18 protein-coding genes are annotated in these 23,663 nt (G+C 62.9%); 4 read left to right on the top strand and 14 right to left on the bottom strand.

Translation table 11 applies throughout. From position 1 onward, the window contains the following. Positions 1-3: 3 nt before the first annotated feature. The 11 genes from Q358_RS0105055 to Q358_RS0105005 form a co-directional block, all read right to left on the bottom strand. Positions 4-1,800, bottom strand: a complete 1,797-nt coding sequence (locus Q358_RS0105055) for an ATP-dependent nuclease (RefSeq protein WP_027961060.1) — start codon at positions 1,798-1,800, stop codon at positions 4-6. A gap of 88 nt (positions 1,801-1,888) precedes the next feature. Next, positions 1,889-3,682, bottom strand: a complete 1,794-nt coding sequence (locus tag Q358_RS0105050) for a hypothetical protein (RefSeq protein WP_156940857.1) — start codon at positions 3,680-3,682, stop codon at positions 1,889-1,891. Positions 3,683-3,720: 38 nt separating this feature from the next. Then, the gene (locus Q358_RS0105045; protein WP_027961058.1) at positions 3,721-4,302 is read right to left on the bottom strand and encodes a hypothetical protein; all 582 of its coding nucleotides are present in this window, start codon (positions 4,300-4,302) and stop codon (positions 3,721-3,723) included. Further along, positions 4,289-5,728 (bottom strand): AAA family ATPase, encoded by a 1,440-nt coding sequence (locus Q358_RS0105040; RefSeq protein ID WP_051530180.1) that lies wholly within the window; start codon positions 5,726-5,728, stop codon positions 4,289-4,291. Before Q358_RS0105040 ends, Q358_RS0105045 begins: the two co-directional genes overlap by 14 nt. A gap of 312 nt (positions 5,729-6,040) precedes the next feature. Next, positions 6,041-6,823 carry a Wzz/FepE/Etk N-terminal domain-containing protein gene (locus Q358_RS0105035; RefSeq protein WP_027961056.1) on the bottom strand — a complete coding sequence of 261 codons (783 nt, stop codon included), beginning with the start codon at positions 6,821-6,823 and terminating at the stop codon, positions 6,041-6,043. A 256-nt stretch (positions 6,824-7,079) separates the two neighbouring features. After that, the gene (locus tag Q358_RS0105030) at positions 7,080-8,246 is read right to left on the bottom strand and encodes a nucleotide sugar dehydrogenase (RefSeq protein WP_027961055.1); all 1,167 of its coding nucleotides are present in this window, start codon (positions 8,244-8,246) and stop codon (positions 7,080-7,082) included. Between the two features lie 84 nt (positions 8,247-8,330). Continuing rightward, complete coding sequence (locus tag Q358_RS0105025) at positions 8,331-12,239, bottom strand: ATP-binding protein (protein ID WP_027961054.1); 3,909 nt, start codon at positions 12,237-12,239, stop codon at positions 8,331-8,333. Between the two features lie 36 nt (positions 12,240-12,275). Next, a complete protein-coding gene (locus Q358_RS0105020; RefSeq protein ID WP_043487654.1) occupies positions 12,276-12,926 on the bottom strand; it encodes a MiaE family protein in 651 nt (216 codons plus the stop codon). 256 nt (positions 12,927-13,182) lie between these two features. Beyond that, positions 13,183-14,094 (bottom strand): 3-hydroxyisobutyrate dehydrogenase, encoded by a 912-nt coding sequence (gene mmsB / locus Q358_RS0105015; protein ID WP_211248310.1) that lies wholly within the window; start codon positions 14,092-14,094, stop codon positions 13,183-13,185. A gap of 89 nt (positions 14,095-14,183) precedes the next feature. After that, on the bottom strand, positions 14,184-15,338 hold the full coding sequence (locus Q358_RS0105010) for an enoyl-CoA hydratase/isomerase family protein (RefSeq protein ID WP_027961051.1): 1,155 nt from the start codon (positions 15,336-15,338) through the stop codon (positions 14,184-14,186). A gap of 97 nt (positions 15,339-15,435) precedes the next feature. Beyond that, on the bottom strand, positions 15,436-16,602 hold the full coding sequence (locus Q358_RS0105005) for an acyl-CoA dehydrogenase family protein (RefSeq protein ID WP_027961050.1): 1,167 nt from the start codon (positions 16,600-16,602) through the stop codon (positions 15,436-15,438). A 195-nt stretch (positions 16,603-16,797) separates the two neighbouring features. Between Q358_RS0105005 and Q358_RS0105000 the strand changes: the two genes are divergently transcribed. Then, complete coding sequence (locus Q358_RS0105000; RefSeq protein ID WP_051530179.1) at positions 16,798-17,241, top strand: MerR family transcriptional regulator; 444 nt, start codon at positions 16,798-16,800, stop codon at positions 17,239-17,241. 83 nt (positions 17,242-17,324) lie between these two features. Then, positions 17,325-19,013, top strand: coding sequence for an AMP-binding protein (locus Q358_RS0104995; RefSeq protein WP_027961048.1), 1,689 nt, complete (start codon positions 17,325-17,327; stop codon positions 19,011-19,013). Between the two features lie 133 nt (positions 19,014-19,146). Here Q358_RS0104995 and Q358_RS0104990 read toward each other — a convergent pair whose 3' ends face one another. The 3 genes from Q358_RS0104990 to Q358_RS0104980 all read right to left on the bottom strand — a co-directional run bounded on the left by Q358_RS0104990 (position 19,147) and on the right by Q358_RS0104980 (position 21,505). Continuing rightward, the gene (locus Q358_RS0104990; RefSeq protein WP_043487652.1) at positions 19,147-19,725 is read right to left on the bottom strand and encodes a hypoxanthine-guanine phosphoribosyltransferase; all 579 of its coding nucleotides are present in this window, start codon (positions 19,723-19,725) and stop codon (positions 19,147-19,149) included. 95 nt (positions 19,726-19,820) lie between these two features. Beyond that, on the bottom strand, positions 19,821-20,843 hold the full coding sequence (gene nagZ / locus Q358_RS0104985) for a beta-N-acetylhexosaminidase (RefSeq protein WP_043487650.1): 1,023 nt from the start codon (positions 20,841-20,843) through the stop codon (positions 19,821-19,823). A 2-nt stretch (positions 20,844-20,845) separates the two neighbouring features. Next, positions 20,846-21,505, bottom strand: a complete 660-nt coding sequence (locus tag Q358_RS0104980; protein WP_027961045.1) for a TetR/AcrR family transcriptional regulator — start codon at positions 21,503-21,505, stop codon at positions 20,846-20,848. Positions 21,506-21,770: 265 nt separating this feature from the next. On the opposite strand from Q358_RS0104980, the gene lexA reads away from it, so the two are divergent. Further along, positions 21,771-22,418, top strand: coding sequence for a transcriptional repressor LexA (gene lexA, locus Q358_RS0104975; RefSeq protein ID WP_027961044.1), 648 nt, complete (start codon positions 21,771-21,773; stop codon positions 22,416-22,418). Then, on the top strand, positions 22,390-23,463 hold the full coding sequence (gene dinB / locus Q358_RS0104970) for a DNA polymerase IV (protein ID WP_027961043.1): 1,074 nt from the start codon (positions 22,390-22,392) through the stop codon (positions 23,461-23,463). Before lexA ends, dinB begins: the two co-directional genes overlap by 29 nt. The last annotated feature ends 200 nt before the right edge of the window (positions 23,464-23,663 follow it).

Raw genomic sequence — 23,663 nt, 5'->3', positions numbered from 1 at the left:
GCGTTAAGGGCCAAGGGGGCGATTGAGCCAGTGAAAGAAGTCTCGTAGTGATTGCGGAGTTTTCACACAAGCATCAAGACCCTCTGCCTCGAGGCGCTGAGTAAACTCGGCCCACTCCTGCTCGTTCTTGTCACCAGGCAAGCCAAGCACGGCTTCAATATCGCCCAGGCGCCAGAGCCAGACACGCTGTGCCTTGAGTTTCTCATGCAACGCCAGGGCAACCGGGCGTGCTGCATCCTGCCGTGCCCACTCTGCGTAGACCTGTGCCGCCTTCTTTCGCCCACCATTGGTCGGCCGCCCATTGCCTCCAATCTCAATGTCGGGATCTTGATCTGCCATGGCCGCAATCTGGGTCAAACAGCTTTCCAGATCGGCATCCTGCTTGTCGATCAGTCGATGTTTGATCGACTGATTGATTGCAAAGTCGAAATCCGCCAGCGCGTAGGCCTCGATTCCCAGTTCGTCAAATACCTTGAGGCAGTGCGGTACCGAGCCCACACCGCCAAGATTCATCACGGCAAAGCGGTCGGCGGCAAGCGTTCGCGCCATCGTCGTCTCATAGAGCACCGGCAACAGGCGTCGCTCAGTCGGCCCCTCGGCCAGAAGTACGCGGTCACTGAACAGCCAGCCACTGGCGTTTCTGAGTTCGAAGAGAGTGTGCAGACGGGTGTCGGCGTTCTCCACTCGCTGCTGCAAGGCTTCGCTGACAGACAGCATGACGCGAGTTTCACCGGTTACGGCATCCTTGCGCACGATTCGAGAATGGGGAATGGCTGCTCGATCGATCATCATCGGCGAGTGAGTGGCAAACACCACCTGGTAACCAGCATTGGAGAGGCTCTCCAGCGCCAGTCGCACCTGTTCGATGGCCTGGGGATGCAGGAACAGCTCTGGCTCTTCGATCAGCAATAGCCGGCGTTGGGTCTGCTGGCCCTCTGCCGCCTTAAGTTCGGCGAGGTAGCGAATCAGCGCCATCTGAATACTGCGCTGCGCACCATGCCCGAGGCTAGTGAAGTCCCGGATCTCTCCCCTACCTTGCTCACTAATCTTGACCGTGCCCTGCTTGAAGAGCGTCTTCACCTCGGGCACCGGGATATCAAGATGCAGATTGATCCCTGGGAAGAAGTCGGCCACCGCCTGGGTAGCCTCTTGGTCGAAGCGCTGCAACTCTGCCACTCGCTCGACGCCATCAGGGGAAAGTTGCCGGCTGACGGCATCGAATGTCGCCTGAATGGCTGCACCGTGGGCGGCTTCAAGCGGCGCGGTGAACTCCGCCAGCAGCTTGCCCAGGGTGGTACCGGTCTTGGGCTTGGTGGCATCCTCGGCGGCGTCCTCCATGGCACCGATGAAGATGGGGTCGGGAAACAGGGCCTGAATTGCCTGGGGAATGCCAGTCGGGGGCGGCTGCCAAGCATCCTCGGCATCGGCTTCAACGGCCGGGTTGCGCACTTCTAGTTTCGCCGCTGCCTTGCCGCCACCGGGTTCCACCTGCACACGACGCAGTCTCATTCGATCATTCTGGATGAAAGGGAGCATCTTCGTGCGATGCCTAGGCTCAAGCCGATCCAGCATGGCCTCATCCAGTCCCTCGATTACACCTTCTACAGCCACCTGCAGACTGGTATCGAAGAAATCGCCCTCCCCCAGAGCGCTTGGCGCAACAAGCCACTCGATGGCAGCCATGATGTTGGACTTGCCGGCATTGTTGTAGCCCACAATCGGCGTGCAACCGCTGAGCATCAGGTCAACTTCCCGGCAGGAGCGGAAATTGCGGATCGCAATGTCGGTGAGGTGGTGCATGGTGCGTCCTTGCGAATGAAATAGCTCATGAAGTAAAAGTTAGCTTTTACTCAGGTGCAATCACTAAACCAAGAGCAATGAAAAATTGTTAACCTGGCTCCGCGACCACATCCACAACGGTTTGGTAGTGTTCACGCAACCATGGCGCATAATGCTGAAGAGAAACATCTGCAGCCTGAAAACATCGTATCCAGTGGCTTGCTTTTTCTTTTTTAAAATTCAGCACCCACTCAAAGTACGCCAATCCGATCATTTTATCTTCAAGACCATGAACGTGTGGCTGCTTTTCCATCAACCTGCCGGCATTTTCAAGTGCTTGCTTAGCCTCTTTCTCCCACTCCCTATGCAGAAGCACTTGCCACTGGCGATGAGGCATTTGCTGGCTGTAACTCATGTATTCATCTACTAAAACAAGCCAGCTCTCTATGGCTTCAGCATACGCCAGCTTTTCTTGATAAAGTGTTGCCACTTCCTTCAAGTTGACAAACAGTAAGTTAAATGCATCGTCGGGATAAACTTTACCTTCATCAAGCTGCTTCATTAGAGAAACTTTAGCCAGAAGATGCGAATAACTTAGCCAATGTTGCCGCGTCTTTACCAGCGTTGGCGGTATGACCTGAAGGTGTGAATCGATGACTTCACACTTTGCAAGCAACTCATCCACAACTTGGTAAAGCAGGTTAATTAAAACCCTTGTTTCCCCATAGGCACCAGCCGTGTGAGCCTCGTCGAGTTCAAACCCCACATCGTGGTAAACAGCAGCCAATGCCGCTACTCTATCAGCCTCCTTGAGAAACTTTAATTCATCAAGCAGGCCAATAATAAAATCGATATAGCCTAAGTCGCTCTGCGGAATGCCATCGCTTCGACTCATGCGCAGCATGCTAACTTTTAACGCCACACGCTCCGGTGCGCTTAGGCTGGGAAGCGCAGCAAGTAGTCGTCGATGATGTTCGTGGACATCGGCCTTCCAGGATTCATCACCGGCTTGGCGAGCCAAGGCTAGACTCATATTGAGAACTTCCAGCACCTGTTGTTTGTTGTGCGGATCGGCAAGCTCCCAAGCTTCCCGCATCACACTCCTCGCGGCACTGGCCCCCTTTTGGTGAAGCATAGCAAACGCAAGATTCTCAGAAATCACAACAAGCATGCTGGCATTAGGAGCCTCTCTCAGGGAACTCATGGCTGAGTTTATCAGGCGAAACTGCTCTTGACGATAGCCTTGTATACCCGCGATAACAGCCAGATTATTATATACTCTTTGGAAATTCTTTGGCGTATGTGCCTTCTCCAGCGTCTCTTCTAACACCTGCCTGGCAGATGAGAATTTAGCACGACACTGAAGCGCCATGCCCTTGAGAATACTGAGTTCAATATCGCCATCGTTAGAGTGCTCTGGCAGGTCATCAACACATGCTAGAAAGTCCCGAATATTGCCTTCTTCATGATAGAGCCACGCCCTCGCAATGCTGACTTTCTCTATTTCTTTATCGAGTAGATCCTGGTCATTGACGCCATTGAGCGTTTTCCAGGCCAGGAGTGCTTCACCCATCTCTAAATAGGCAGTGGACAGGAGTCGCTGCGCCTCAATCCAGGCTTTCATCCCGCAGCTGCGTGGCGTCTGGCGTAGGTGGCTAATAGCAGCCTCCCACTGCAACGCTTCCAGCTTACGCTTTCCCTCGTTGATCCAAGCGGCTTCATTAGGGAGCCGTGAAAAAATTCTCGCCGTGGCCACCAGACCGATGACAATCGTCATTAGGCTCATAGCAGGATGAAGCATCAACAAAATAGCCGCTGATAACGGCGCCCAGCTTGCCAATGCAAAACGAGGCCTAATAAACCATCGCGGCGATTTATTGAGACTTACTAGCAGATCCTGCATGTACGCTCACTTGACCAGTTTAGGCGAGGCCCTGCTTTTTACATTGCCACCTCCACATCACCCCGCTCATCACGCCGATGTCTGTGATGCCGATATCTAGGAAACTCCGGGCTAAGTTCGCAATAACCTTGCTGCCAATCCTGCCCTTGGCGATGGGGCAGCTTTACTCCAACACCAGGCTTGAACAGCGCCGGCTGCGCACTCGCCTGGGGGCTGATGCGGTCTCTCGTATAGCAGGTATGGCACTCGACGATTTCGGGCATGGGCAGGCCGAGCAGCCCCATCAGCGCATGAGCATTGTGCAGCGCGCCAAGCAGCTGCTGCTTGATCTCGCACCACTTTCCGGTGGTGACGCCCCCCTTGAGCTCCACCAGGTGGAGTCGAACCGGTTGTCCATCCTCTCCAAGCTCCAGCAGGACGCCATCGGCGACCTTTCGCTGCTTGAGGAGTCGGAGACGATTCTCCTCGCTCAGATTAAAGCGCAGGAGCTGATTATTGTCTGGCGAGGTAAAGGTGGCTGTGCCCTCACCGCCCTTTTTTCGCTCGATAATGCTGACGGCACGGCCTCGTTCGAAGTGATCAGGCTCGATCCAGGCAAGCCGCTGTTCAAGCACTTCCATGTGCTGGCGCCTCCTGCTCGTCGTCTTCTGCATCCTGCAGCCGCATGACCTCGTCCCATAGTTCGGCCAATGGCTCGTTGAACGTGGGAACAGCGATCCCCAGCGCCGTCTGCTCCAGGGGGACCACCCGAGTGGCCGTTGCCTCACGCCGGAACTGGTAGGCCACGACGTGATCAGGCGCCAGCAGTTCGTCATTCACATAACCGAGCTCGTGCATCAGAGCCGCCTGCTGCGGGTGGGTGTGCAGCGTGGCGAGATTATTGAGCTGCTGGAAGAGCGTATCCCCGTGGGTGGTCGCGATGACAGGCAAGCCGGCATTCACCAGCCTGACAATGGCTCGGGCCATGAGGCGCTGCGCCTTGGGGTGCAGGTGGGCCTCGGGTTCCTCGATAACGATGGAGCGGTAGCCAGGCTTGTGCTTGAGGAAGTGCACGATAGGCGTCAGCTCGGCGACCAGCGACGAGGTGAGGTACATGGGCAGGCGCCGGTTGCCGGCGCCTTCCGGCAGATAGTGATAGCTGGGCAGCGGCCCTCCTGTCGTCTGCTCCACCTGGCCCTTGAGCAGCTCATGCTCGAGCCACTGCGCCAACGACGTATACCTGGCACCCTGCTTCTTGCCCGGCTCGGCGAGTGCCTGCAGAAAGCGCACCACCGGCAGCGTGAACTCGCTGGCGCTGGCCTCTTCATCATCGCCAAGACCGGCATCAAAAAGACTGAAGGCATCCCCCACCAGGGAGCGATAGGCCAGCATGAAGCCCGTGCGCGAGGCGGGCAGGAAGAGTGGTTCGCCATCGCTGCGACGCGTCGCACTGCGTGGACCGAACAGGGGGACGCTGATGTCGCCGGCCACCAGCTTCCAGGTGATCAAGCATACCGCGCGATACCGATCCGGTCCCTTGAGCAGGTTGCCCTCTTCGAGAAGAGGCAGGCGCACACTATGCTCGGCGCGAGCGCTCATGCGTGCCGGGGTGCTGCTGGTTTCCAGCTTGATGCGTAGCGGTTTGTGACGCTGGTAGTTATCAAGGCTCAGGCGGCCGATGGTGATGGCCTTATCGCCGAACAGCCGAGCGGCCAGCTTGTTGCGACTCTGTTGCAGCAGTTCGTTGAACCAGTCAATAAAGCACTGCTGATCTTCCTTGGTCAGTGCCACCTCAGGCTGACGGCTGCCTTGGTGCAGTTTCTGTACCGCAGCTTCCATCGACGACATCAGCCGACTCTGGCAGACCCTGTAGGCCTTGGTGGTGGGCGCCCCGGTCGGGAAGACCGTTCGCCCCAGCGCCAGCAGGCCCCATAGCAGCGTAGCCATATAGCTCTTGCCGCTGTTGTTCTCCCCGACGAAGAGCGTCAGCGGGCGCAGCTCGATATCGGCATGCTGGAACCTGGCGAACTGCTCGACATGCAGGGTCCAGCGTTGATGCATGGCCATGGTGGATTCCTTCAGACGACTGTCGGATCGCGTGGGTGCTTCGAGTCTGACGGCTCCCTGCGGCCTTGGCTAGCCCCAGGGGGCAGGGCTGTTGGCCCGCTCGGGACAGACCCCGGCTGTGTTGGCTTGGCTATGTTGATGCAGGCTATCGGCATTTTTGCCCGCCGCCGGGGTCAGTCCCGATGGTGGTAGGGCCGCTTGGCTCGATGCGGGGCTGCCGTTGCGGGCTGCCAATTGACTGATTGATTGGGTGCGTTAGCGATAAGCCAAGGTTATCAGCAGCAGCCCCTCAGGCATACCACATTCTTAACCTCAGCTCCCTTCAATGAGGCTTTCCCGCACCGCAACAGCAAACTGCATGAAGAACGCGCCCATCACCGCCAGCATGCCCCCGAGCACCATAGCCAGTGCCATGATCAATCTGCGCCCGGTACCTGTGGGCTCCAGGCTCTGTACCGCGGTCTGAGCTACCTGTCCATCCCTTAATTGAGCAATCCGCCCCTCAATCTCGCCCGCGAGCTTGGCGTATGTGGCAACAAGGTCGGCAGCATTTACACTGGACGACTCTTTGGCAGCCTCAAGAGGGCGTTGGACACTCTCGAGCTGACGCTCCAGATCGTCGCGACGCCGGTTGAGTTGAGACTGCTGACCGGCTTTTATCCGCTCCAGCAAAGTCGTGTGCATGGCTTCAACCAGCGCCTCATGTTCCTCAGAGGACTTGGAGCTGAGGCGGACCAGCAGCGTATCGCTCGGGTTGGACACCGAAACATCAAATGGCAGACGCTCAAGTTCCTCAGCAGAGAGCACTTGACGCGTCACCGGCCCCAAATAAAGGTTGTTGACCGTGGCCACCACCGTTTCCGGTGGCTCGAGCGCACCAGATGTCTGTTCCGCAACCTGGTAGATCGACACATACCCATAGCTGCGCTCCATCATCAACGCATACGCCAGGGCGACCAGCACCACGACGAAAAATGTTGCCACCATCATCTTCCAGCGCTTGATAAGGATCTTGGCTAGATCAACCAAAGAGATTTCATCATCGGCTGGGTAGCGGTAGTTGGCTGACTGCTGGGAAACATCGTGTTTGTTCATGGATATTGGTGCTTCTAATTACGTAAAGGATGCGGGCACGCTACCGCCCGGGGATTGCTCCGGGCGGGATCCCATACCCTGTGGCGGCGTAGGTAGCGAGACTAGAAGGGCGTTTCGGCGCCCCAGCTCTGCTACCGTTGTGTCAAGGCACACTATTCTACGGTATGCTGCGAAAATGCTCCATGCCGAACCATGGTTGGAAACGTGCTGATCGATCCGCTGGGGCTCTTTTTGGCGCAGCGGCAGCATTTTGGTCTCAGTCACTGCCAAACAGGTCCCGCGTATAGACCTTCTCGGCCACGTCGGCGAGCTCCCCGGCCATGCGGTTGGAAAGGATCACGTCGGCCTCTGCCTTGAAGACCTCGAAGTCGCGCAGCACCCGGGAGCCGTAGAAGGTTTCTTCTTCCAGCACGGGCTCGTAGACGATCACCTCGATGCCCTTGGCCTTGATCCGCTTCATCACGCCCTGCATGGCGCTGGCGCGGAAGTTGTCGGAGCCGGACTTCATGATCAAGCGGTAGACCCCTACCACGCCTGGTTTGCGCGCCAGCACCTGCTCGGCGACAAAGTCCTTGCGGGTGTGGTTGGCATCCACCACCGCCTGGATCATGTTGCTGGGCACGTCGGCATAGTTGGCCAGCAGCTGCTTGGTATCCTTGGGTAAGCAGTAACCGCCGTAGCCGAAACTGGGGTTGTTGTAGTGGCTGCCGATGCGCGGGTCGAGCCCCACTCCTTCAATGATCTGGCGAGTATCCAGCCCATGGGTCTCGGCATAGGTATCCAGCTCGTTGAAGTAGGCCACCCGCATGGCGAGATAGGTGTTGGCGAAGAGCTTGATCGCCTCGGCTTCGGTGCTGTTGGTGAAGAGCACCGGGATATTGCCCTTCACAGCCCCCTGGGTGAGCAGCCCGGCGAAGGCCTCCGCGCGGGGCGAGCGCTCCCCCACGATGATCCGCGAAGGATGCAGGTTATCGTAAAGCGCCCTGCCCTCGCGCAGGAATTCCGGCGAGAAGAGCAGGTTCTCGGTACCGAAGCGCCGGCACGCCTCGGCGGTAAAGCCCACCGGCACCGTCGACTTGATCACCATCATCGCCGCGGGATTGATCGCCATGACATCCTGGATCACCGCCTCGACGCTCGAGGTATCGAAGTGGTTGGTTACCGGGTCATAGTCGGTGGGTGTGGCGATCACCACGACGTCCGCCTCCCGATAGGCGGCATCCTTATCCAGGGTCGCCGTGAACGACAAGGCCCGGTTGGCGAGAAACTCGCTGATCTCACCGTCCTCGATGGGCGAGATACCCGCATTGAGCGCCTCGACTTTCTCCGGGATCACATCCAGCGCGACCACCTCGTTGCGCTGGGCCAGCAGCATGGCGTTGGAGAGGCCGACGTAGCCGGTACCGGCGATGGCGATCTTCATGGTGATTCCTTTCAGTGTTCGGTAGTGGGGCCGGTAGAGGGGTCAGACCCCCAACCCCCGGGGTCTGACCCCATCAGGAGCTTCTTACAAGGCGGTATCCACGGCACGGGGCTGGGTGCGGTCGAGTTGACTGTGCCAGCGGGTGAGGATGGGAGCGTCGCTGTAGCTGACCTCGGCGAGCAGCCGGCGGAACTCCTGGCGGGCGACGGCGTCGGCGGGGTCGATCAGCGTCAGCCAGGCCTCCAGGGCGGTGATCTGCAGGTGCAGATTGCCGTCCTCCCGGGCGTCGGTCAGGGCCAGCTCGATAAGGGCGATGATCTCCTCACGCGGGTGGCCGAGGCGGTGCCTGACGCGCGCCAGCTTCACGGCGAGCTCCGGCACGAACAGCGTGGAGCGTTCCCGGGCGAGCACCAGGGCCTGGTCCAGATACGCCTCGGCCTGGGCGAACTCCCCCAGGGCGATGCAGGCGTCCACGTACCATAGCGAGGGCCGGGCATAGTGATCGCGGCCGGTCAGCTCGGTGAGCTCCTCGAGGATGGCATCGATCTGGTTCAGGCCGTCGCGGTCGCCGGCGACGGCACGCTGCCAGCCGAGCACGCAGCGCGCTGCCATCTGCCATAGATGCAGATCCGGCGTACCGGTCAACCGATGAGCGCGCTCGGCGCGGTCGGCGGCCAGGTGCACGTGGCCCAGCTGACGATAGAGCGCGGCCGCATACATCAGCGCCATGGCCAGGCTGCCCGGATGGGCGATGCGCTCGGCGAGGCGAATGGCCGATTCCACCTGGGCCTCGGCGCGGCGGTAGTCGCCGCGCAGGCAGAGCGCCCAGCCCTGGAAGCAGGCGGCGGCGACCTGGGGGTGGTCGGAGAACGGCAGCCACTCGATCATCATCTCGGCGTCGAGCGGGTTGATCTCGTCGAGATGGTCATAGGCCAGCGGGATGCGCCCGGCCCAGTATTCGCAGCTGGCCTGGGCATACTCGGCGAGGCGCGCATAGCGCGGGTCGTCGAGCTGGCGGGCCAGGTCGGCCAGGTTGGCGGCCAGGCGGAAGGCGTCGGCATGGGCGTGGCGCTGGCTGCAGCCCACCCAGAGGCCCCACTTGACCAGGAAGGCCTGTTCCAGGTCGACGCTCTCGCCCTCCTCGGCCAGCGCCTTGATCAGCTTGCGGCCGCGCACGAAGCTCTCGTGGGCGGTCGGCGAACCGTGGCCCTCCAGGGCGAAGGCGGCCTGGCCACGCACCGTCAATAGGCTGATCTGACGCTCCGTCTGGCCCACCGCCTGGCGCAGGCTGGCCAGGCCGAGGTCGGCCATCTTCAAGGCGGTACGATTGGCGCTGACCTTGAGCGCCTCCCGGGCCGCCAGCTCGTAGTAGCGCGCGCCGCGAGCGTAGTGACCGCTGCGTCGCAGATGCGTGGCGAAGTCCCCCGGGTGGCGGCTGATCCACATCGGGAAACGCTCTTCGATCAGTTCCACCACCTGGCGATGGATGGCGGTACGCACATCCCGCGGGCAGGATAGGTAGGCGGCCTCCTGGAGGAGCTGATGGGTGAACTGGAACTCGCGGCCGGCCTCGTCACCCTCGGCGGGCTCGATGATCTCCAGGCGCCGCATCTGCTCCAGGGCCTGGGTCAGGCGAGGGCCGTCGAACTCGCTGCACTCGGCCAGGAAATCGTAGCGGAAACGACGCCCCAGCACCGCCGCGATATGCGCCACCTCGCGGTCGCTGTCGAGTTGATCGATGCGGCCGGCCAACAGGCCGAGCAGGCCGTGGGGCAGCTCGTCGAGCTGCACGCTGCGGCCCTCGCGGCGGTCCATGTCGACCCGCCGCACGATCTCCTGCAGATACAGGGGGACCCCATCGCAGCGTTCGATGATCTGGCCCCGCAGCCGCGGGCTGATATGCATGCGATAGCGTCGCGCCAGCTGGGTCAGCAGGCGTGAGGCCTGCATGGCGTCCAGCTTGCCCAGGCTGATCTGCTGGTCCCAGTGCAGCTTGGCCGGCAACCCCTCGCGGCCGTGATGGCTGGCCACCAGCATGAAACCGCAATTGATGGGCAGGCGCGCCTGCAGGCCGGTCAGCACCTTGAGACTGGGCTCATCGAGCCACTGCAGGTCGTCGATCATCAGCACCAGGGTGCGCTCGGTGGCAATCTGCACGATCAACCGTTGCATCAGGCTTACCACCAGCTCCACCGCCTCACCGCTCTGGGTGAGTTCGGCGACGGCCTGAGCCTCCCGGGCCCCCAGCGCCGTCTCGAGAAGCTCACGGCGCGCCTCATCGAGCTCGGGCAGGGCCAGCTGTCGGCACAGTTCGGCCAGGCTCTCGGCATCCGGGGCATGACCCAGGTGCCAGCGCAGCAGCTTGCGCGCCGCGCCATAGGGTTCCTGCACCGAGAGGCGCGTGGTGGGCTGCCAGCAGATCGCGGCGTCGCGGGTCTGCTCCAGCTGGCGAAAGCCGACCAACAGCGCCGACTTGCCCATGCCCGAGGGACCCCGCACCAGAACGCTCTGACGCAGGCCGATGCCGGCTCGCGCCAGGGCATCGCGCAATGTGCGCAGCTGGGTCTCGCGGCCCACCAGGCTCGGCGGCAGCGCCTCGCGGCCGCCTTCATCGGCCCCCAGCACCAGCGCCCGCAGGCGCACCCGGCCATCGCTTGCCACCAGGCGCGAGCTCAGCCGCGGCTGGAGGTCGAGCGCCGGCGGCATGTGCTGGCTGGCGTCCTGGGAGATCACCAGTTCGCTGCCCTCGGCGGCACTCATCAGGTCCAGGGAACCCTGGGTGACCTGCCCCAGGGGGTCGACCAGGCGCCGCTCGGGCAGATAGATCACGCGGCCGCTATTGAGCCCCGCGGCAAACTCGACCCGGGGCGGCTCGCCCTCCTCGGCCCAATGGCGCGCCAGCTCCTCGGGCAGCATGCGTCGACAGTGCTCATAGAGCGCCACCAGCTCGGCCAGCTGATGCGCCGGCCCATGGGTGCCGAAACAGGCAAGCCCCAGTCCTCCCGTGGCGCCGGGCAGCCAGAATCCCCCCAGGTGATGACACTGCTCTTCCAGCCACCGCATCAGTTCGAAATGCAACATCAGGCAGTCACGGCTGGACGAACGATCCGAGAGGTCGGCCTTGAGGCGCAGGCGAATGGCCATCACCGAGAGCTGACGCTGCTCGATCTCGTCCTCACGCAGCGGTGAGCTGTCCGCGGCGAAGGTTCGCGAGAAGCCGAGGGTGCCGGCACCCGCCGTATCGGGCTGAACATCGGACCAGTAGCGCGCCAGCTGCAGAAAGTCGGCCTCGGGCTGCTGTCCGGAGAGCGCCAGCAACTGCAGATAGGCATTGTACTGCTCATGCGCGGCGGCCTGCTGTCCCTGCTCGGCCAGCTGGCGTACCAGCCGCTCGTGAAAGGGGCCATAGCCGGAGAAACGATAGACCAGTGATTCGAGCAGCGCATCGGGCACGTTCTCGTGGCGCTCGATCGCCGCCTCGGCGAAACGGATCACGCGTTGACGCCAGTCGTTGCGCATCTGCACCAGCCAGCGCTGATAATCCGGGCAGTGAGTGACCTGAAGCTCTTCTACCAGGTCACCCTGATAGTGCTCGAGCAGGCCATCCAGGACCGACAGGTCACGCTCGCCCTCGAGCAGCTGCTGGATATCGTGCAGATCCAGGCTCCAGTGCCCGGGAAGTTGAAACGCGATGGTCTGGCGGGAAACCACCAGCACCTCGTCGGCATGCTCGCCCAGCGACTGGCGCAGGCAGTGCAGCGCATGGCGCAGGTTGGTGCGCCCCGACGAGAGGCCCTGGTCGGGCCAGAGCAGTTCGGCCAGGGTCGCGCGGCTCACCGGCTGATGGTGCAGCAACAGGTAGACCAGCAGTGCCTTGACCTTGTCGTAACTGAACTGGGTAAGGCTGTCCTCGCCGAAAGAGAGCGAGAAGTGGCCGAAGAGTGTCAGCCGCACCGAAGTGGGGGTCTCGGCGGCGTCGGAAGCATCCCGCATCGTGTTATTCCCTGCGTCCTGAACGGTGGGCCGGGATCAGGCCGGCACACCGCTGTGAAAACGAAAGGCCGTATCCGGCTCTTGTATCAGCTCAGCTTCACGGTCGGTGAAGAAGGCAATTCGTGACTCGATCGGCGCATCGCTCAGGTGTCGAGCCAGCATCAGATAATCCTCGTAGTGGCGACCCTCAGACTTAACCAGAGTGCGGTAGAACTTGGCAAGCTCGGCGTCGAGGTGGGGAATCAATCGCGCAAAGCGCTCGCAGCTGCGCGCCTCGATCAGCGCACCGATAATCAGGATATCGGTCAATCGCTCGGGGTCGTTGGCGCGCACATGGCGACGCAGCCCCTCGGCATAGCGCGAGGCGCTCAGGTGGCGGTAGACGATGCCACGAGACTCCATCAGCTTGACCACCTGCTCGAAGTGCAGCAGCTCCTCCCGCGCCAGCTGGCTCATCTTGGTCAGCAGCAGCGGCTGGTTCACATAGCGGTAAAGCAGGTTCATGGCCGTGGAGGCCGCCTTCTTCTCGCACTGGGCATGGTCGATCAGCAACAGCTCGGGGTTTTCCAGCGCCCACGCCACCCAGGTATCGGGGGTTCGGCAGCCCAGGAACGCTATCAGCTCATCGGAAAGCAGTGCTTCGGCATCGGCCGTCAGGGCGGCAGGCTCGGACAGGGTCTCGGACATGATCGGTTCGCGTCTCACCGGATGAAGATAACGTTAAAACCTCATGGTAGCGCGAACCGCGTTCGGATAGGAGAGCGTTAGACCTTGGTGGGAAGAATCGGGGACGGAAGAGTCGGGGACTGTCCCCGGGGGTTCGGGGACTGTCCCCGGGGGTTCGGGGACTGTCCCCGGGGGTTGGGGGACTGTCCCCGGGGGTTGGGGGACTGTCCCCGGGGGTTGGGGGACTGTCCCGGGGGTTGGGGGACTGTCCCCGAGGTTACTCCCCCTCGCGGTAGAGCTTCTGGATGCTGGAGAAGTCGAGGCCGCCGTTGCCCTGGGCGCTGTGCAGGGCGAAGAGGTTGCGGGCCTGGGAGCCCATGGGCACGGTTGATTTGGAGCCCAGCGCCAGTTCCCAGGCGAGGCCGAGGTCTTTCGCCATCAGGTCGGTGAGGAAGCCTCCCTCATAGTCGCGGCCGGCGGCTGCGCCTTCCATCACTCCGGGCCAGGGGTTGTAGCCGTTGAGTGCCCAGTTGCCGCCGCTGCTCTGCTTCATGATCTCGGAGAGCACGGCCGGGTCCATGCCGTTCTTGACGCCCAGCGCCAACGCCTCGGCGGTCCCGCTCATCAGGATGCCCAGCAGCATGTTGTTGCAGATCTTGGCCACCTGGCCGGCACCGTTCTCGCCGGCGTGGAAGACGTTCTTGCCCATGACATCGAGCACCGGCTTGGCCTGCTCGAAGCCTTCGGCGCTGCCGCCGACGATAAAGGTCAGGGCCCCCGCCTTGGCGCCGCCCACACCCCCGGACACGGGGGCGTCGAGCCAGGTAAAGCCCTTTTCCCTGGCGGCGGCGGCCACCGTGCGTGCGTCTTCCGGCGAGATGGTGGAGGCGTCGACGATCAACGGTGTGATATTGGAAGCGTCATCCTCAAGCGCCTCGAGCAGGCCGGGAGCGCCGTCACGCCCCAGATAGAGGCTCTTGACGTGCACGCCGGCGGGCAGCATGGAGATGACCACATCGGCGCCCTGGGTGGCTGCCTGGGCGGAATCGGCGCGGCCGGCACCCTCGCTCTCCAGGGCCTGCATGGCGCTCTCGACCAGGTCGAAGACGGTAACATTATGGCCGGCCTTGACCAGGTTGCTGGCCATGGGCGAGCCCATGTTGCCGAGGCCGATAAAGGCGATTTTCATGATTGACTCCTTGTGATTGTTTCGCTCCGGGGACACTCCCCAGAGGTAGGGGGACTGTCCCCGTGGGGTGGGGGACTGTCCCCGTGGATTCACCCCACCCGCTGGCCATGGCCCAGGTCACGCAGCGGGTGTTCCTCGCTGGGCCAGGGGGGCTGGAACATGGCATCGATCAGGGTGGCGGGGACACTGGCGACGTCGGTGTAGGTCCACCGGGGGTTCTTGTCCTTGTCGATCAACAGCGCCCGGACGCCCTCGGTGAAATCGCCGAGACGGCCGCACTGTACCGACAGCACCAGTTCCTCGCGGAAGGCATCGGCGAGGCCGGTATGGGCGTGGCGTTCGAGCATGCGCCATACCAGGTGGGCGCTGATCGGGCAGCCATTCATCAGGCGCTTGCGGTTGGCGGCTAGCCACTCGTCGTCGCTGTCGTCGGCCAGAATCCGCGACACGGCGGTTTCAACGTCGACATTGCCCACCAGCGCCTGGAGGGTGTCCTGGTGGGGCTGCACCTGCCCCGCCGGGGCCTGGTCACGCGCCTCGAAACGCTCGAGCGTGGCCTGAACGGCGGCGCGGCGAGCCGGGGCACTGCGGTCGCCGAAGTCGGCCTGGCCCAGCGCCTCGAGCAGCGCCGCCCGATGCTCGCGGGGAATGAAGTGATCACCCAGCCCGAGGTCCAGGGCATCGCGGGCATTGAGCTGGGCGCCGGTAAGGCCCAGGTAGGCACCGACGCCCGGTGGCATGCGGTTGAGGAACCAGCTGGCGCCGATATCCGGATAGAGCCCGATGGTGATTTCGGGCATGGCGATCAGCGTGGTCTCGGTGACGAGGCGGTGAGACGCCCCGGCCGTCAGGCCCAGGCCGCCCCCCATGACGATGCCGTCGGCCCATACCATCACCGGCTTGGGGTAGGTATGGATGCGGTAATCGAGACGATACTCCAGGCTGAAGTAGGTGGTCGCCGGGTCGTCATCGCCGGCGGCTTCGGCGTTATCATTCCCCTCACTGAAGGCGCGGTAGAGTGCGACGACATCCCCGCCGGCGCAGAAGGCCTTCTCGCCGCTGCCCTCGATCCATACCGCGACGATGCCGGGGTCTACCGCCCAGGCCTCGAGCCTGGCGTCGAGCTGCTGCGCCATCTCGAGTGACAGCGAATTGAGCGCGCGCGGGGCGTTGAGGGTGGCGACACCGATGCGCCCACCGTCGGCGGTGGGCAGCTCATCGAAGATCACGGGAAGCTCCGACATCCTGGTCTCCTTGTTGTTAAGAACAAGTTGTTAAGAGCAAGCTGTTAAAAGCGAGCTATTGAAAACGAGCTATTGAAAACGAGCTGTTGAAAGCGATCTATTGAAGCGACTCGATCACGCCGTCGGCGAGCAGGCGCCGGGCGACGATCAGGCGCATGATCTCGTTGGTCCCTTCGAGAATCTGGTGGACGCGGGTATCGCGCACCAGCCGCTCAAGGGGATATTCACGGATATAACCATAACCGCCGTGGAGCTGCAGGGCCTCGTTGCAGACGTTGAAGCCCATGTCGGTGGCGAAGCGCTTGGCCATGGCACAGTGCGCCGCGGCCTCGGGATCCTGATTATCCAGACGCCAGGCGGCGTGACGCACCATCAGGCGCGCGGCGGTGAGCTCACTGGCCATGTCGGCGAGCTTGAACTGCAACGCCTGGAACTGGCTGAGCTCGCGCCCGAACTGCTTGCGCTCGGTCAGGTAGTCCCGGGCCAGGGTCAGTGCCTGCTGGGCGGCGCCCAACGAACAGCTGGCGATATTCAGGCGGCCACCGTCGAGGCCCTTCATGGCGAACTTGAAGCCTTCGCCCTCCTTGCCCAGGCGGTTGGTCACCGGCACGCGCACGCCATCGAAGCTGATCAGGCAGGTCGGCTGGCTCTTCCAGCCCATTTTCTCCTCGTTCTTGCCATACTCGACACCCGCGGCATCGGCCGGCACCACGATGGCGGAAACGCCGCCCGCCCCGCTGTCGGGCTCGCCGGTACGCGCCATCACCACCAGCACATCGGTGGCGCCGGCGCCGGAGATGAACATCTTCGAGCCGCTGATGACATACTCATCCCCCTCGCGCACGGCCTTGGTACGCAGGCTGGCGGCATCCGATCCGGCGCCGGGCTCGGTGAGGCAATAGGACCCCAGCGCCTCGCCGGCCACCATGGCAGAGACCCAGGATTCACGCAGGGCATCATCGCCCCAGTTGGCGATCATCCAGGTCACCATGTTGTGAATGGTAAGATAGGCGGTTGTCGAGACGCAGCCCTGGGCGAGCTGCTCGAAGATCAGCGAGGCCTCGAGTCGCGAAAGACCCAGGCCACCGTGCTCCTCGGGGGTATAGATGCCCAGGAAGCCGGCCTCGCCCGCACGGCGAATCACGTCGACCGGGAAGTGGGAGTCGGCATCCCAGTCGGCGGCATGATCGGCAAGCTCCGCACTGGCGAAATCGGCGGCGGCCTGGGCCAGCGCTTTCTGGTCGTCGGTCAAGGAGAAGTCCATGGCGGGTTCCTCGTCTCGATGTTATGGAAAGTGTATTCACGATGGTTGGCGATGCCACCAACCTAGCACTTGCTTGGTTTATCCCATATCAACCCATGGTCGAACAAGCACTTTACGTTAACGTCAACCTCGGCTAGTGTTCACTGCAGGTGGGCGAGCAGCGCTCCGCTTGCCAATAACAAACGGAAGACATCCATGACTCAAACACCCTCCACGCCACTCTCTGCCACCGAAAAGGCGGGTCCACTGCCTCGTCAGCGACGCACCTACAGCATCGGCGAATTGGCCAGGATGTTCGAGGTAACCACGCGCACCATTCGCTTCTATGAGCAGGAGGGCCTGCTGGCCCCGGAGCGGCGTGGCCAGACGCGCATCTACGACGAGAAGGATCGCGTACGCCTCAAGCTGACGCTACGCGGCAAGCGGCTGGGCTTCTCGCTGGCCGAGATCCGCGAGGTGGTCATGATGTATGACGCCATGCCCGACGGGAACCGGCGTCAACTCCGGCGTCTTATCGAGATCCTGACCGACAAGCGCCGCAATATGGAGCGTCAGCTGGAGGATATTCGGTTAATGCAGCTCGAACTCGACGACGTCGAACGCCGCGCCCGGGACGTGCTGGAAGGCCTGGGCGACTGACCCGACCGAGTCGGACATCCGCCAGGATCATGGCAGTGATGCCCCAACGTCCAACAATTCAGCAACAACCGCGAGACACGCTCATGACACGCCAATACAATTCAATCAGCTACGTCAGCGGCATCAGCGACACCCCACTCAAGGGCCAGACCATCGGTGATTGCTTCGACGATACGGTGGATCGCTTTGCCAATGGCGACGCCCTGATCAGCCGCCATCAGGGCCTGCGCTACACCTGGAAGGAGCTGCAGGCCACCGTGAACCAGGCCGCTCGAGCCATGCTCGCCATTGGCGTGAAGAAGGGAGATCGCGTTGGCATCTGGTCGCCCAACTGCGCCGAGTGGACCATTACCCAGTTCGCCACCGCGAAGATCGGCGCCATCCTGGTCAATATCAATCCCAGCTATCGCACCCATGAGCTGGAATACGCCCTCAAGCAGTCCGGCGCCTCGACGCTCGTCCTCCAGGGGATGTTCAAGACCTCCGATTATGTGGCGACCCTGGCCGAGCTGGTCCCGGAGCTGCGAGACGGCGGCCCGAGCACCTTCAAGAGCGCCAGGCTCCCCGAGCTCAAGCGGGTCATCTGCCTGGATGCCGACCGCACGTTGACCGGCATGTTCAGCTGGCCGTCGATGCTGGCTCACGCCGACGAGGTCTCCGCCGAGCACCTGGCGGACGTGCAGGCCACCCTGCAGTTCGACGACCCCATCAACATTCAGTACACCTCCGGAACCACCGGCGCGCCCAAGGGGGCCACCCTTTCCCACCACAACATCCTCAATAACGGCTACTTCGTGGCGCGGACCATCGCGCTCACCGACCAGGACCGGATGGTGATTCCGGTACCGCTCTATCACTGCTTCGGCATGGTGATGGGCAACCTGGGTTGCATGACCCATGGCGCCACCATGATCTATCCCGGTGATGGCTTCGATCCCGAGCAGACCCTCACGGCGGTATCCGAGGAGAAGGCCACCACCCTCTATGGTGTCCCCACCATGTTCATCGCCGAGCTGGAGCATCCGGAATTCGCGAACGTGGATCTCTCGCACCTGCGCACCGGCATCATGGCGGGCTCCATCTGTCCCATCGAGGTGATGCGGCAGGTGATCGACAAGATGAACATGCAGGACGTCACCATCTGCTACGGCATGACCGAGACCAGCCCGGTCAGCCTCCAGACCCAGACCGACGCCCCGCTGGAGAAACGCGTCACCACCGTGGGCAGCATCCATCCTCACCAGGAGGTCAAGCTGGTCAGTCCCGACACCGGCGCCGTGGTGCCCCGCGGCGAAACCGGCGAGCTGTGCACCCGAGGCTACAGCGTCATGCTCGGCTACTGGGAAAACCCCGAGGCCACCGCCAAGGCCATCGATGCCGGCGGCTGGATGCATACCGGTGACCTCGCCACCATGGATGATGAAGGCTATGTGGCGATCGTCGGGCGCATCAAGGACATGATCATCCGCGGCGGCGAGAACATCTACCCACGCGAGATCGAGGACTTCCTGTACACCCACCCCGGCGTCTCCGACGTTCAGGTGATCGGCGTTCCCGACGAGAAGTACGGCGAGGAAGTGATGGCCTGGGTCAAGCTCACCGAGGGTCAGGAGCTCTCCGAAGACGAGCTCAAGGCCTTCTGCAAGGGCAAGATCGCTCACTACAAGGTGCCGCGCTATGTGAAGTTCGTCGACCAGTTCCCGATGACCGTCACCGGCAAGATCCAGAAGTTCAAGATGCGCGAGGAAGCCACCCACGAGCTCGGGCTATGACCCGGGCTTCGCCCGGGAGCCGGAAGCTTTAAGCCATACGCTGTACGCTGTAAGCAACACCCTGGGGCCGGGCATGCCCGGGGTTTACGTATAGCGTACGGCGTACAACGTAAGGCTCGCCCCGCAGGGGCGATCACATCCCCTTGGGCGCGAAGATCCCCGGGGCGTTGCGCCAGTAGCCCTCGATATCCATTCCGAAGCCGAACACATAGCGGTCGGCGACTTCCAGACTGCAGTAATCCGCCTTGAGACCGGGGACCGCCTTGCGGTCGTGCTGCTTGTCGACCAGCACCGCCGTGGTGATGCTGGCCGCCCCCGCCTCGCGGCAGTAGCCGAGAATGGCAGCCAGCGTCGCACCCTCATCGAGAATGTCATCGACGATCACCACATGGCGTCCCGCCATGGGGATCTCGGGGGAAACGCGCCAGAACAGCTCCCCGCCACGGGTCTTGCCGCGATAGCGGGTGGCGTGGAGGTAATCGACCTCGAGCGGAAATCCGAGACGGGTCAACAAGTGGCCGGTCGTGATCAGCCCGCCATTCATCACGCAATAGAACACCGGCAGCTTGTCACCCAGGTCATGGGTGATCGCCTCGGCCATGCGGTCGAGGGCGAGCTCGACTTCCTCCTGGCTGATCAGGCAGTCGGCGTTGGCCATCAGCTCGCGCATATCGGTCAGCGACTGATGGGTCTCGGGATCGAGTCTGGTCATCTACAAAGTCTCGCGGTTGGTCAATATCGGGGACTGTCCCGCTCCTGAGGGGGACTGTCCCCGTGGGGTGGGGGGACTGCCCCCCTTAGCCGGGGTTATGCCATGGCTTCGAGGTGGGCATGCAGGCGGCGCCAGCGCGACAGCGCCGAGAGGCTCTCCAGCGCCGGACGCGCCCGGGCGAAACGCAGCTTCGCCAGGCGCGGCGTGGGCCGGTGTTCGGCACAGGCGTCGAGCACCTCCAGGGCCGCCTGACGGTCGTTGCAGACCAGCAGCATGTCGCAACCGGCCGCGAGGGCCGCTCGCGCACGCTCGCCGGGCGAACCCGCCGAGGCGGCACCGGCCATGCTGAGGTCATCCGAGAAGATCACGCCCTTGAAGCCCAGGCTTTCACGCAGCATGCCCAGCCAGGCGGGCGAGAAGCCGGCCGGGCGTGTATCGAAGGCCGAATAGACGACATGGGCGGGCATCACGGCATCCAGCCGGGAGGCCAGGTGCTTGAAGGGTACCAGGTCATGGTCGCGCAGGGTCTCCAGGGCGCGGTCGTCCACCGGCAGCTCGAGGTGGGAGTCGGCCGTCACCCCCCCGTGCCCCGGAAAATGCTTGCCCACCGCGATCATGCCGGCCTCGTGGAGGCCGTCGATAAAGGCACCGGCCAGGGCCGTGACGGTCTCGGGCGAGCTGGAGAAGCTACGGTCGGCGATAACCGTGGATGTGCCACCATCGACGTCGAGCACCGGCGCGAAGGTGATGTCGAGCCCGCAGGCGGCCATCTCCATGCCCAGCAGCCAGCCGGTATCCTGGCACAGGCGACGAGTCGCTTCGGGCTGGTGCGCCACGTCGCCTCCCAGGCGACGCATGCTGGGCAACCGGGTCACGCCCTCGCGAATGCGCTGAACGCGTCCGCCTTCCTGGTCGATGCCGATCAACAGGTTGGGTCGCACCCGGCGGATGGCATCACACAGCTCCCGGACCTGGCCGGCCGATTCCACATTGCGGCCGAAGAGGATGACGCCCCCCACCTCGGGACGCAGTAGAAGATCGGGCTCATCGGCGGTCAGCCGCGTGCCCTCGAGATCCAGCATGACCGGCCCCATGGCCGGGGACTGTGCTTGAGACATGATCAGGCCTCCTGAGCGTTGACCGACGGCGGCAGTGGCGCCTGCATGGCGGCCACCACGACGGGGCGCAGTCGACGCACCAGATCGCGCACCGTGACATGTTCATCGTAATCCTTCTCGGCAATATCACGCAGCGCATCCAGCCCCGAGAACGTGAAGATCACCGAGCCGAGCATGAAGTGCAGGCGCCAGAAACGCTCGCTGTCGGGCAGCTCGGGAGTCGCCACGCGAATCAGCGCGGTGAAGCGGGTAAAGACGCCCCCGTATTCCTCCTGGATATAACGACGCAGATGGCCCTGTGCCTGGCTGTAGGCAAGCCCCAGCAAGCGCATGAACACCTTGAGGCTGTTGCGCTCCGCCGGCACCTCCAGCACGCTGCCGGCCAGGGTCTCGAGCAGCTCCTCCAGCGGGATGGCCTGGCCGCCATGCCGGGCCTCGAGGGCATCCAGCGCCCGGTGAAAGCGCTCGGTGAAGGGGTCGAGATAGCGAGCGAAGACCGCCTGAATCAACGACTTCTTGGAACCGAAGTGGTAATTCACCGCCGCCAGGTTGACCTTGGCCTTGCTGGTAATGGTGCGCAGCGATGTCTCCGCGAAGCCGCGCTCCGCGAACAACACCTCGGCGGTATCGAGGATCCGGGTAACGGTATCGTTCTGTGCCATGGGGAACGTCCAGTTATAAACATTTGTTTGAAACGTAAGTCAATTCTACGCTAGCCGCAGGCTTTAGCTCAACGCTGGCCTCCTGCAGCGTTTGAAACGACTCGCCGCTCCTCCGGGGTCAGACCCCTTTTTTGCTAAAAAGGGGTCTGACCCCAGAGGAAGGGCTCCAGAGGAAGGACTCCAGTCAGGCTCAACCGAATTACTGTATGGAACGTCATGCTGTATACTCGGTCAATACGCTACGCTCTACGCACCGGAGGTTCCCATGACGCGCCCGCTGACCCAGCGCCAACAGAATGTCTACGATTTCATCGTCAAGACCATGCAGGAACTCGGCTACCCGCCGACACGGGCGGAGATTTCCCGAGCCATGGGATATCGCTCGCCCAACGCCGCCGAGGAGCATCTTCGCGCCCTCGAACGCAAGGGGGCCATCCGCATGATTTCCGGCACGTCACGCGGCATTCGGTTGCCGGCTCAGGAGGCCGAGGCCAACGGCGACGAACCCTCCGCTCGGCAACTGCCGATCATCGGTGAGGTGGCGGCCGGCAGCCCGGTCCTGGCGGCCGAACATATCGATCGCTACTGCCCGCTGCCCCCGGAATATTTCACGCCCCGCGCCGACTACCTGCTGCGCGTTCGCGGCCTGTCGATGAAGGATGTCGGCATCCTGGAGGGCGACCTGCTCGCGGTGCACCGCACCGACCGGGTACGCAACGGCCAGATCGTGGTGGCACGCCTGGAAGACGACGTCACGGTCAAGCGCTTCGAGCGCAAGGGCCACCGGGTGACCCTGCTGGCCGAAAATGCGGACTTTGCCCCCCTCGAGCTGGATCTGCGACACGATCCGCTGGAGATCGAAGGTGTCGGCGTTGGCGTGATCCGTGGCGGTAACGGCCAGTCCCTCTCCTGAGCGCAAGATTCTCCACGCCGACTGCGACTGCTTCTATGCGGCGGTGGAGATGCGCGACGACCCGACGCTGCGCGACATTCCGCTGGCCATCGGCGGAAGCGTCGAGCGGCGCGGGGTGATTGCCACCTGCAATTACCCGGCCCGAGCCTTCGGCATCCATTCGGCCATGCCCACGGCCCGAGCCCTGCGCCTCTGCCCTCATCTCACCCTGCTGCGCGGGGACTTCGACAAGTATCGCGAGGTATCGCGCGAGATCCAGGCCATTTTCCATGAGCTGACGCCGCTGGTGGAACCCCTCTCCCTGGACGAGGCCTTTCTCGACGTGACCGGTGTGGATCGCTTCTCCGGCAGCGCCACCTGGATGGCCAGGTGGCTCAAGCAGGAGAGCCTCAGGCGCACCGGTATTGCGGTCTCGGTGGGCGCGGCCTCCAGCAAGTTCCTGGCCAAGATCGCCAGTGACTGGGAAAAGCCCGATGGCCTGACGGTGATACCACCGGACCGGGTCGACGCCTTTGTCAGCGCCCTGTCGGTCAAGAAGCTCCATGGGGTCGGCCCGGCCACCGGCGCTCGCCTGGATGCCCTGGGCATCGGCACCTGCGCCGAACTGCGTGAGCTTCCCATAGAGCGGCTGGTCGACGAGTTCGGCAAGTTCGGCCGACGCCTGTTCGAGCTCGCCCGCGGCATCGACGACCGCCCCGTCAAAGCCGAGCGAGAGCGCAAGTCGATAAGCGTGGAGACCACCTTCGCCCGGGACTTGCCCGACCTCGCCCACTGCCGGGAGGCCCTGACGCCGCTGTGCGAGAAGCTGGAGGAGCGTCTGGCTCGGCATGGCCATCCGGCACTCGCCGGCATCGTGATCAAGGTGCGCTTCGATGACTTCAGCCTGACCACCCTGGAAAGCCGTGGCCTGGCGCCCTCCCCCGACAACTACGCCCGGCTGCTGGAACAGGCGTGGCAGCGCGGCCGGCGCCCCGTGCGCCTGCTCGGCGTCGGCACCCGCCTGGTCGAAGCCGATGCCCGACGCCAGTTACCCCTGCCGCTCTAGCCCACGGAACCTCCGGAAGCTCCGGGGACTGTCCCCGGGGGTAGGGGGACTGTCCCCAAGGCAAGTCCCCAAGGCAAGAGGCAACGAGGGCAGAGGGACACCCCGCCGACCAAAGTACAAGGCCCGGCAACATGGGCTTCGCTTAACATTGTCGACAGTCTCGCGTAGAATCGCGACCATCTGAAACGGGGATCTCGCCC

Origin of the sequence: Halomonas halodenitrificans DSM 735, assembly GCF_000620045.1 — a bacterium.
GTDB classification, from domain to species: domain Bacteria; phylum Pseudomonadota; class Gammaproteobacteria; order Pseudomonadales; family Halomonadaceae; genus Halomonas; species Halomonas halodenitrificans.
This window is presented reverse-complemented; position numbering and strand designations above follow the sequence as displayed.

Coding starts and splice junctions, on each gene's coding strand:
- Q358_RS0105055 (WP_027961060.1), bottom strand. CDS start 1,800: ATGCACCACCTCACCGACATTGCGATCCGCAATTTCCGCTCCTGCCGG.
- Q358_RS0105050 (WP_156940857.1), bottom strand. CDS start 3,682: ATGCAGGATCTGCTAGTAAGTCTCAATAAATCGCCGCGATGGTTTATT.
- Q358_RS0105045 (WP_027961058.1), bottom strand. CDS start 4,302: ATGGAAGTGCTTGAACAGCGGCTTGCCTGGATCGAGCCTGATCACTTC.
- Q358_RS0105040 (WP_051530180.1), bottom strand. CDS start 5,728: ATGGCCATGCATCAACGCTGGACCCTGCATGTCGAGCAGTTCGCCAGG.
- Q358_RS0105035 (WP_027961056.1), bottom strand. CDS start 6,823: ATGAACAAACACGATGTTTCCCAGCAGTCAGCCAACTACCGCTACCCA.
- Q358_RS0105030 (WP_027961055.1), bottom strand. CDS start 8,246: ATGAAGATCGCCATCGCCGGTACCGGCTACGTCGGCCTCTCCAACGCC.
- Q358_RS0105025 (WP_027961054.1), bottom strand. CDS start 12,239: ATGCGGGATGCTTCCGACGCCGCCGAGACCCCCACTTCGGTGCGGCTG.
- Q358_RS0105020 (WP_043487654.1), bottom strand. CDS start 12,926: ATGTCCGAGACCCTGTCCGAGCCTGCCGCCCTGACGGCCGATGCCGAA.
- mmsB (WP_211248310.1), bottom strand. CDS start 14,094: ATGAAAATCGCCTTTATCGGCCTCGGCAACATGGGCTCGCCCATGGCC.
- Q358_RS0105010 (WP_027961051.1), bottom strand. CDS start 15,338: ATGTCGGAGCTTCCCGTGATCTTCGATGAGCTGCCCACCGCCGACGGT.
- Q358_RS0105005 (WP_027961050.1), bottom strand. CDS start 16,602: ATGGACTTCTCCTTGACCGACGACCAGAAAGCGCTGGCCCAGGCCGCC.
- Q358_RS0105000 (WP_051530179.1), top strand. CDS start 16,798: ATGACTCAAACACCCTCCACGCCACTCTCTGCCACCGAAAAGGCGGGT.
- Q358_RS0104995 (WP_027961048.1), top strand. CDS start 17,325: ATGACACGCCAATACAATTCAATCAGCTACGTCAGCGGCATCAGCGAC.
- Q358_RS0104990 (WP_043487652.1), bottom strand. CDS start 19,725: ATGACCAGACTCGATCCCGAGACCCATCAGTCGCTGACCGATATGCGC.
- nagZ (WP_043487650.1), bottom strand. CDS start 20,843: ATGTCTCAAGCACAGTCCCCGGCCATGGGGCCGGTCATGCTGGATCTC.
- Q358_RS0104980 (WP_027961045.1), bottom strand. CDS start 21,505: ATGGCACAGAACGATACCGTTACCCGGATCCTCGATACCGCCGAGGTG.
- lexA (WP_027961044.1), top strand. CDS start 21,771: ATGACGCGCCCGCTGACCCAGCGCCAACAGAATGTCTACGATTTCATC.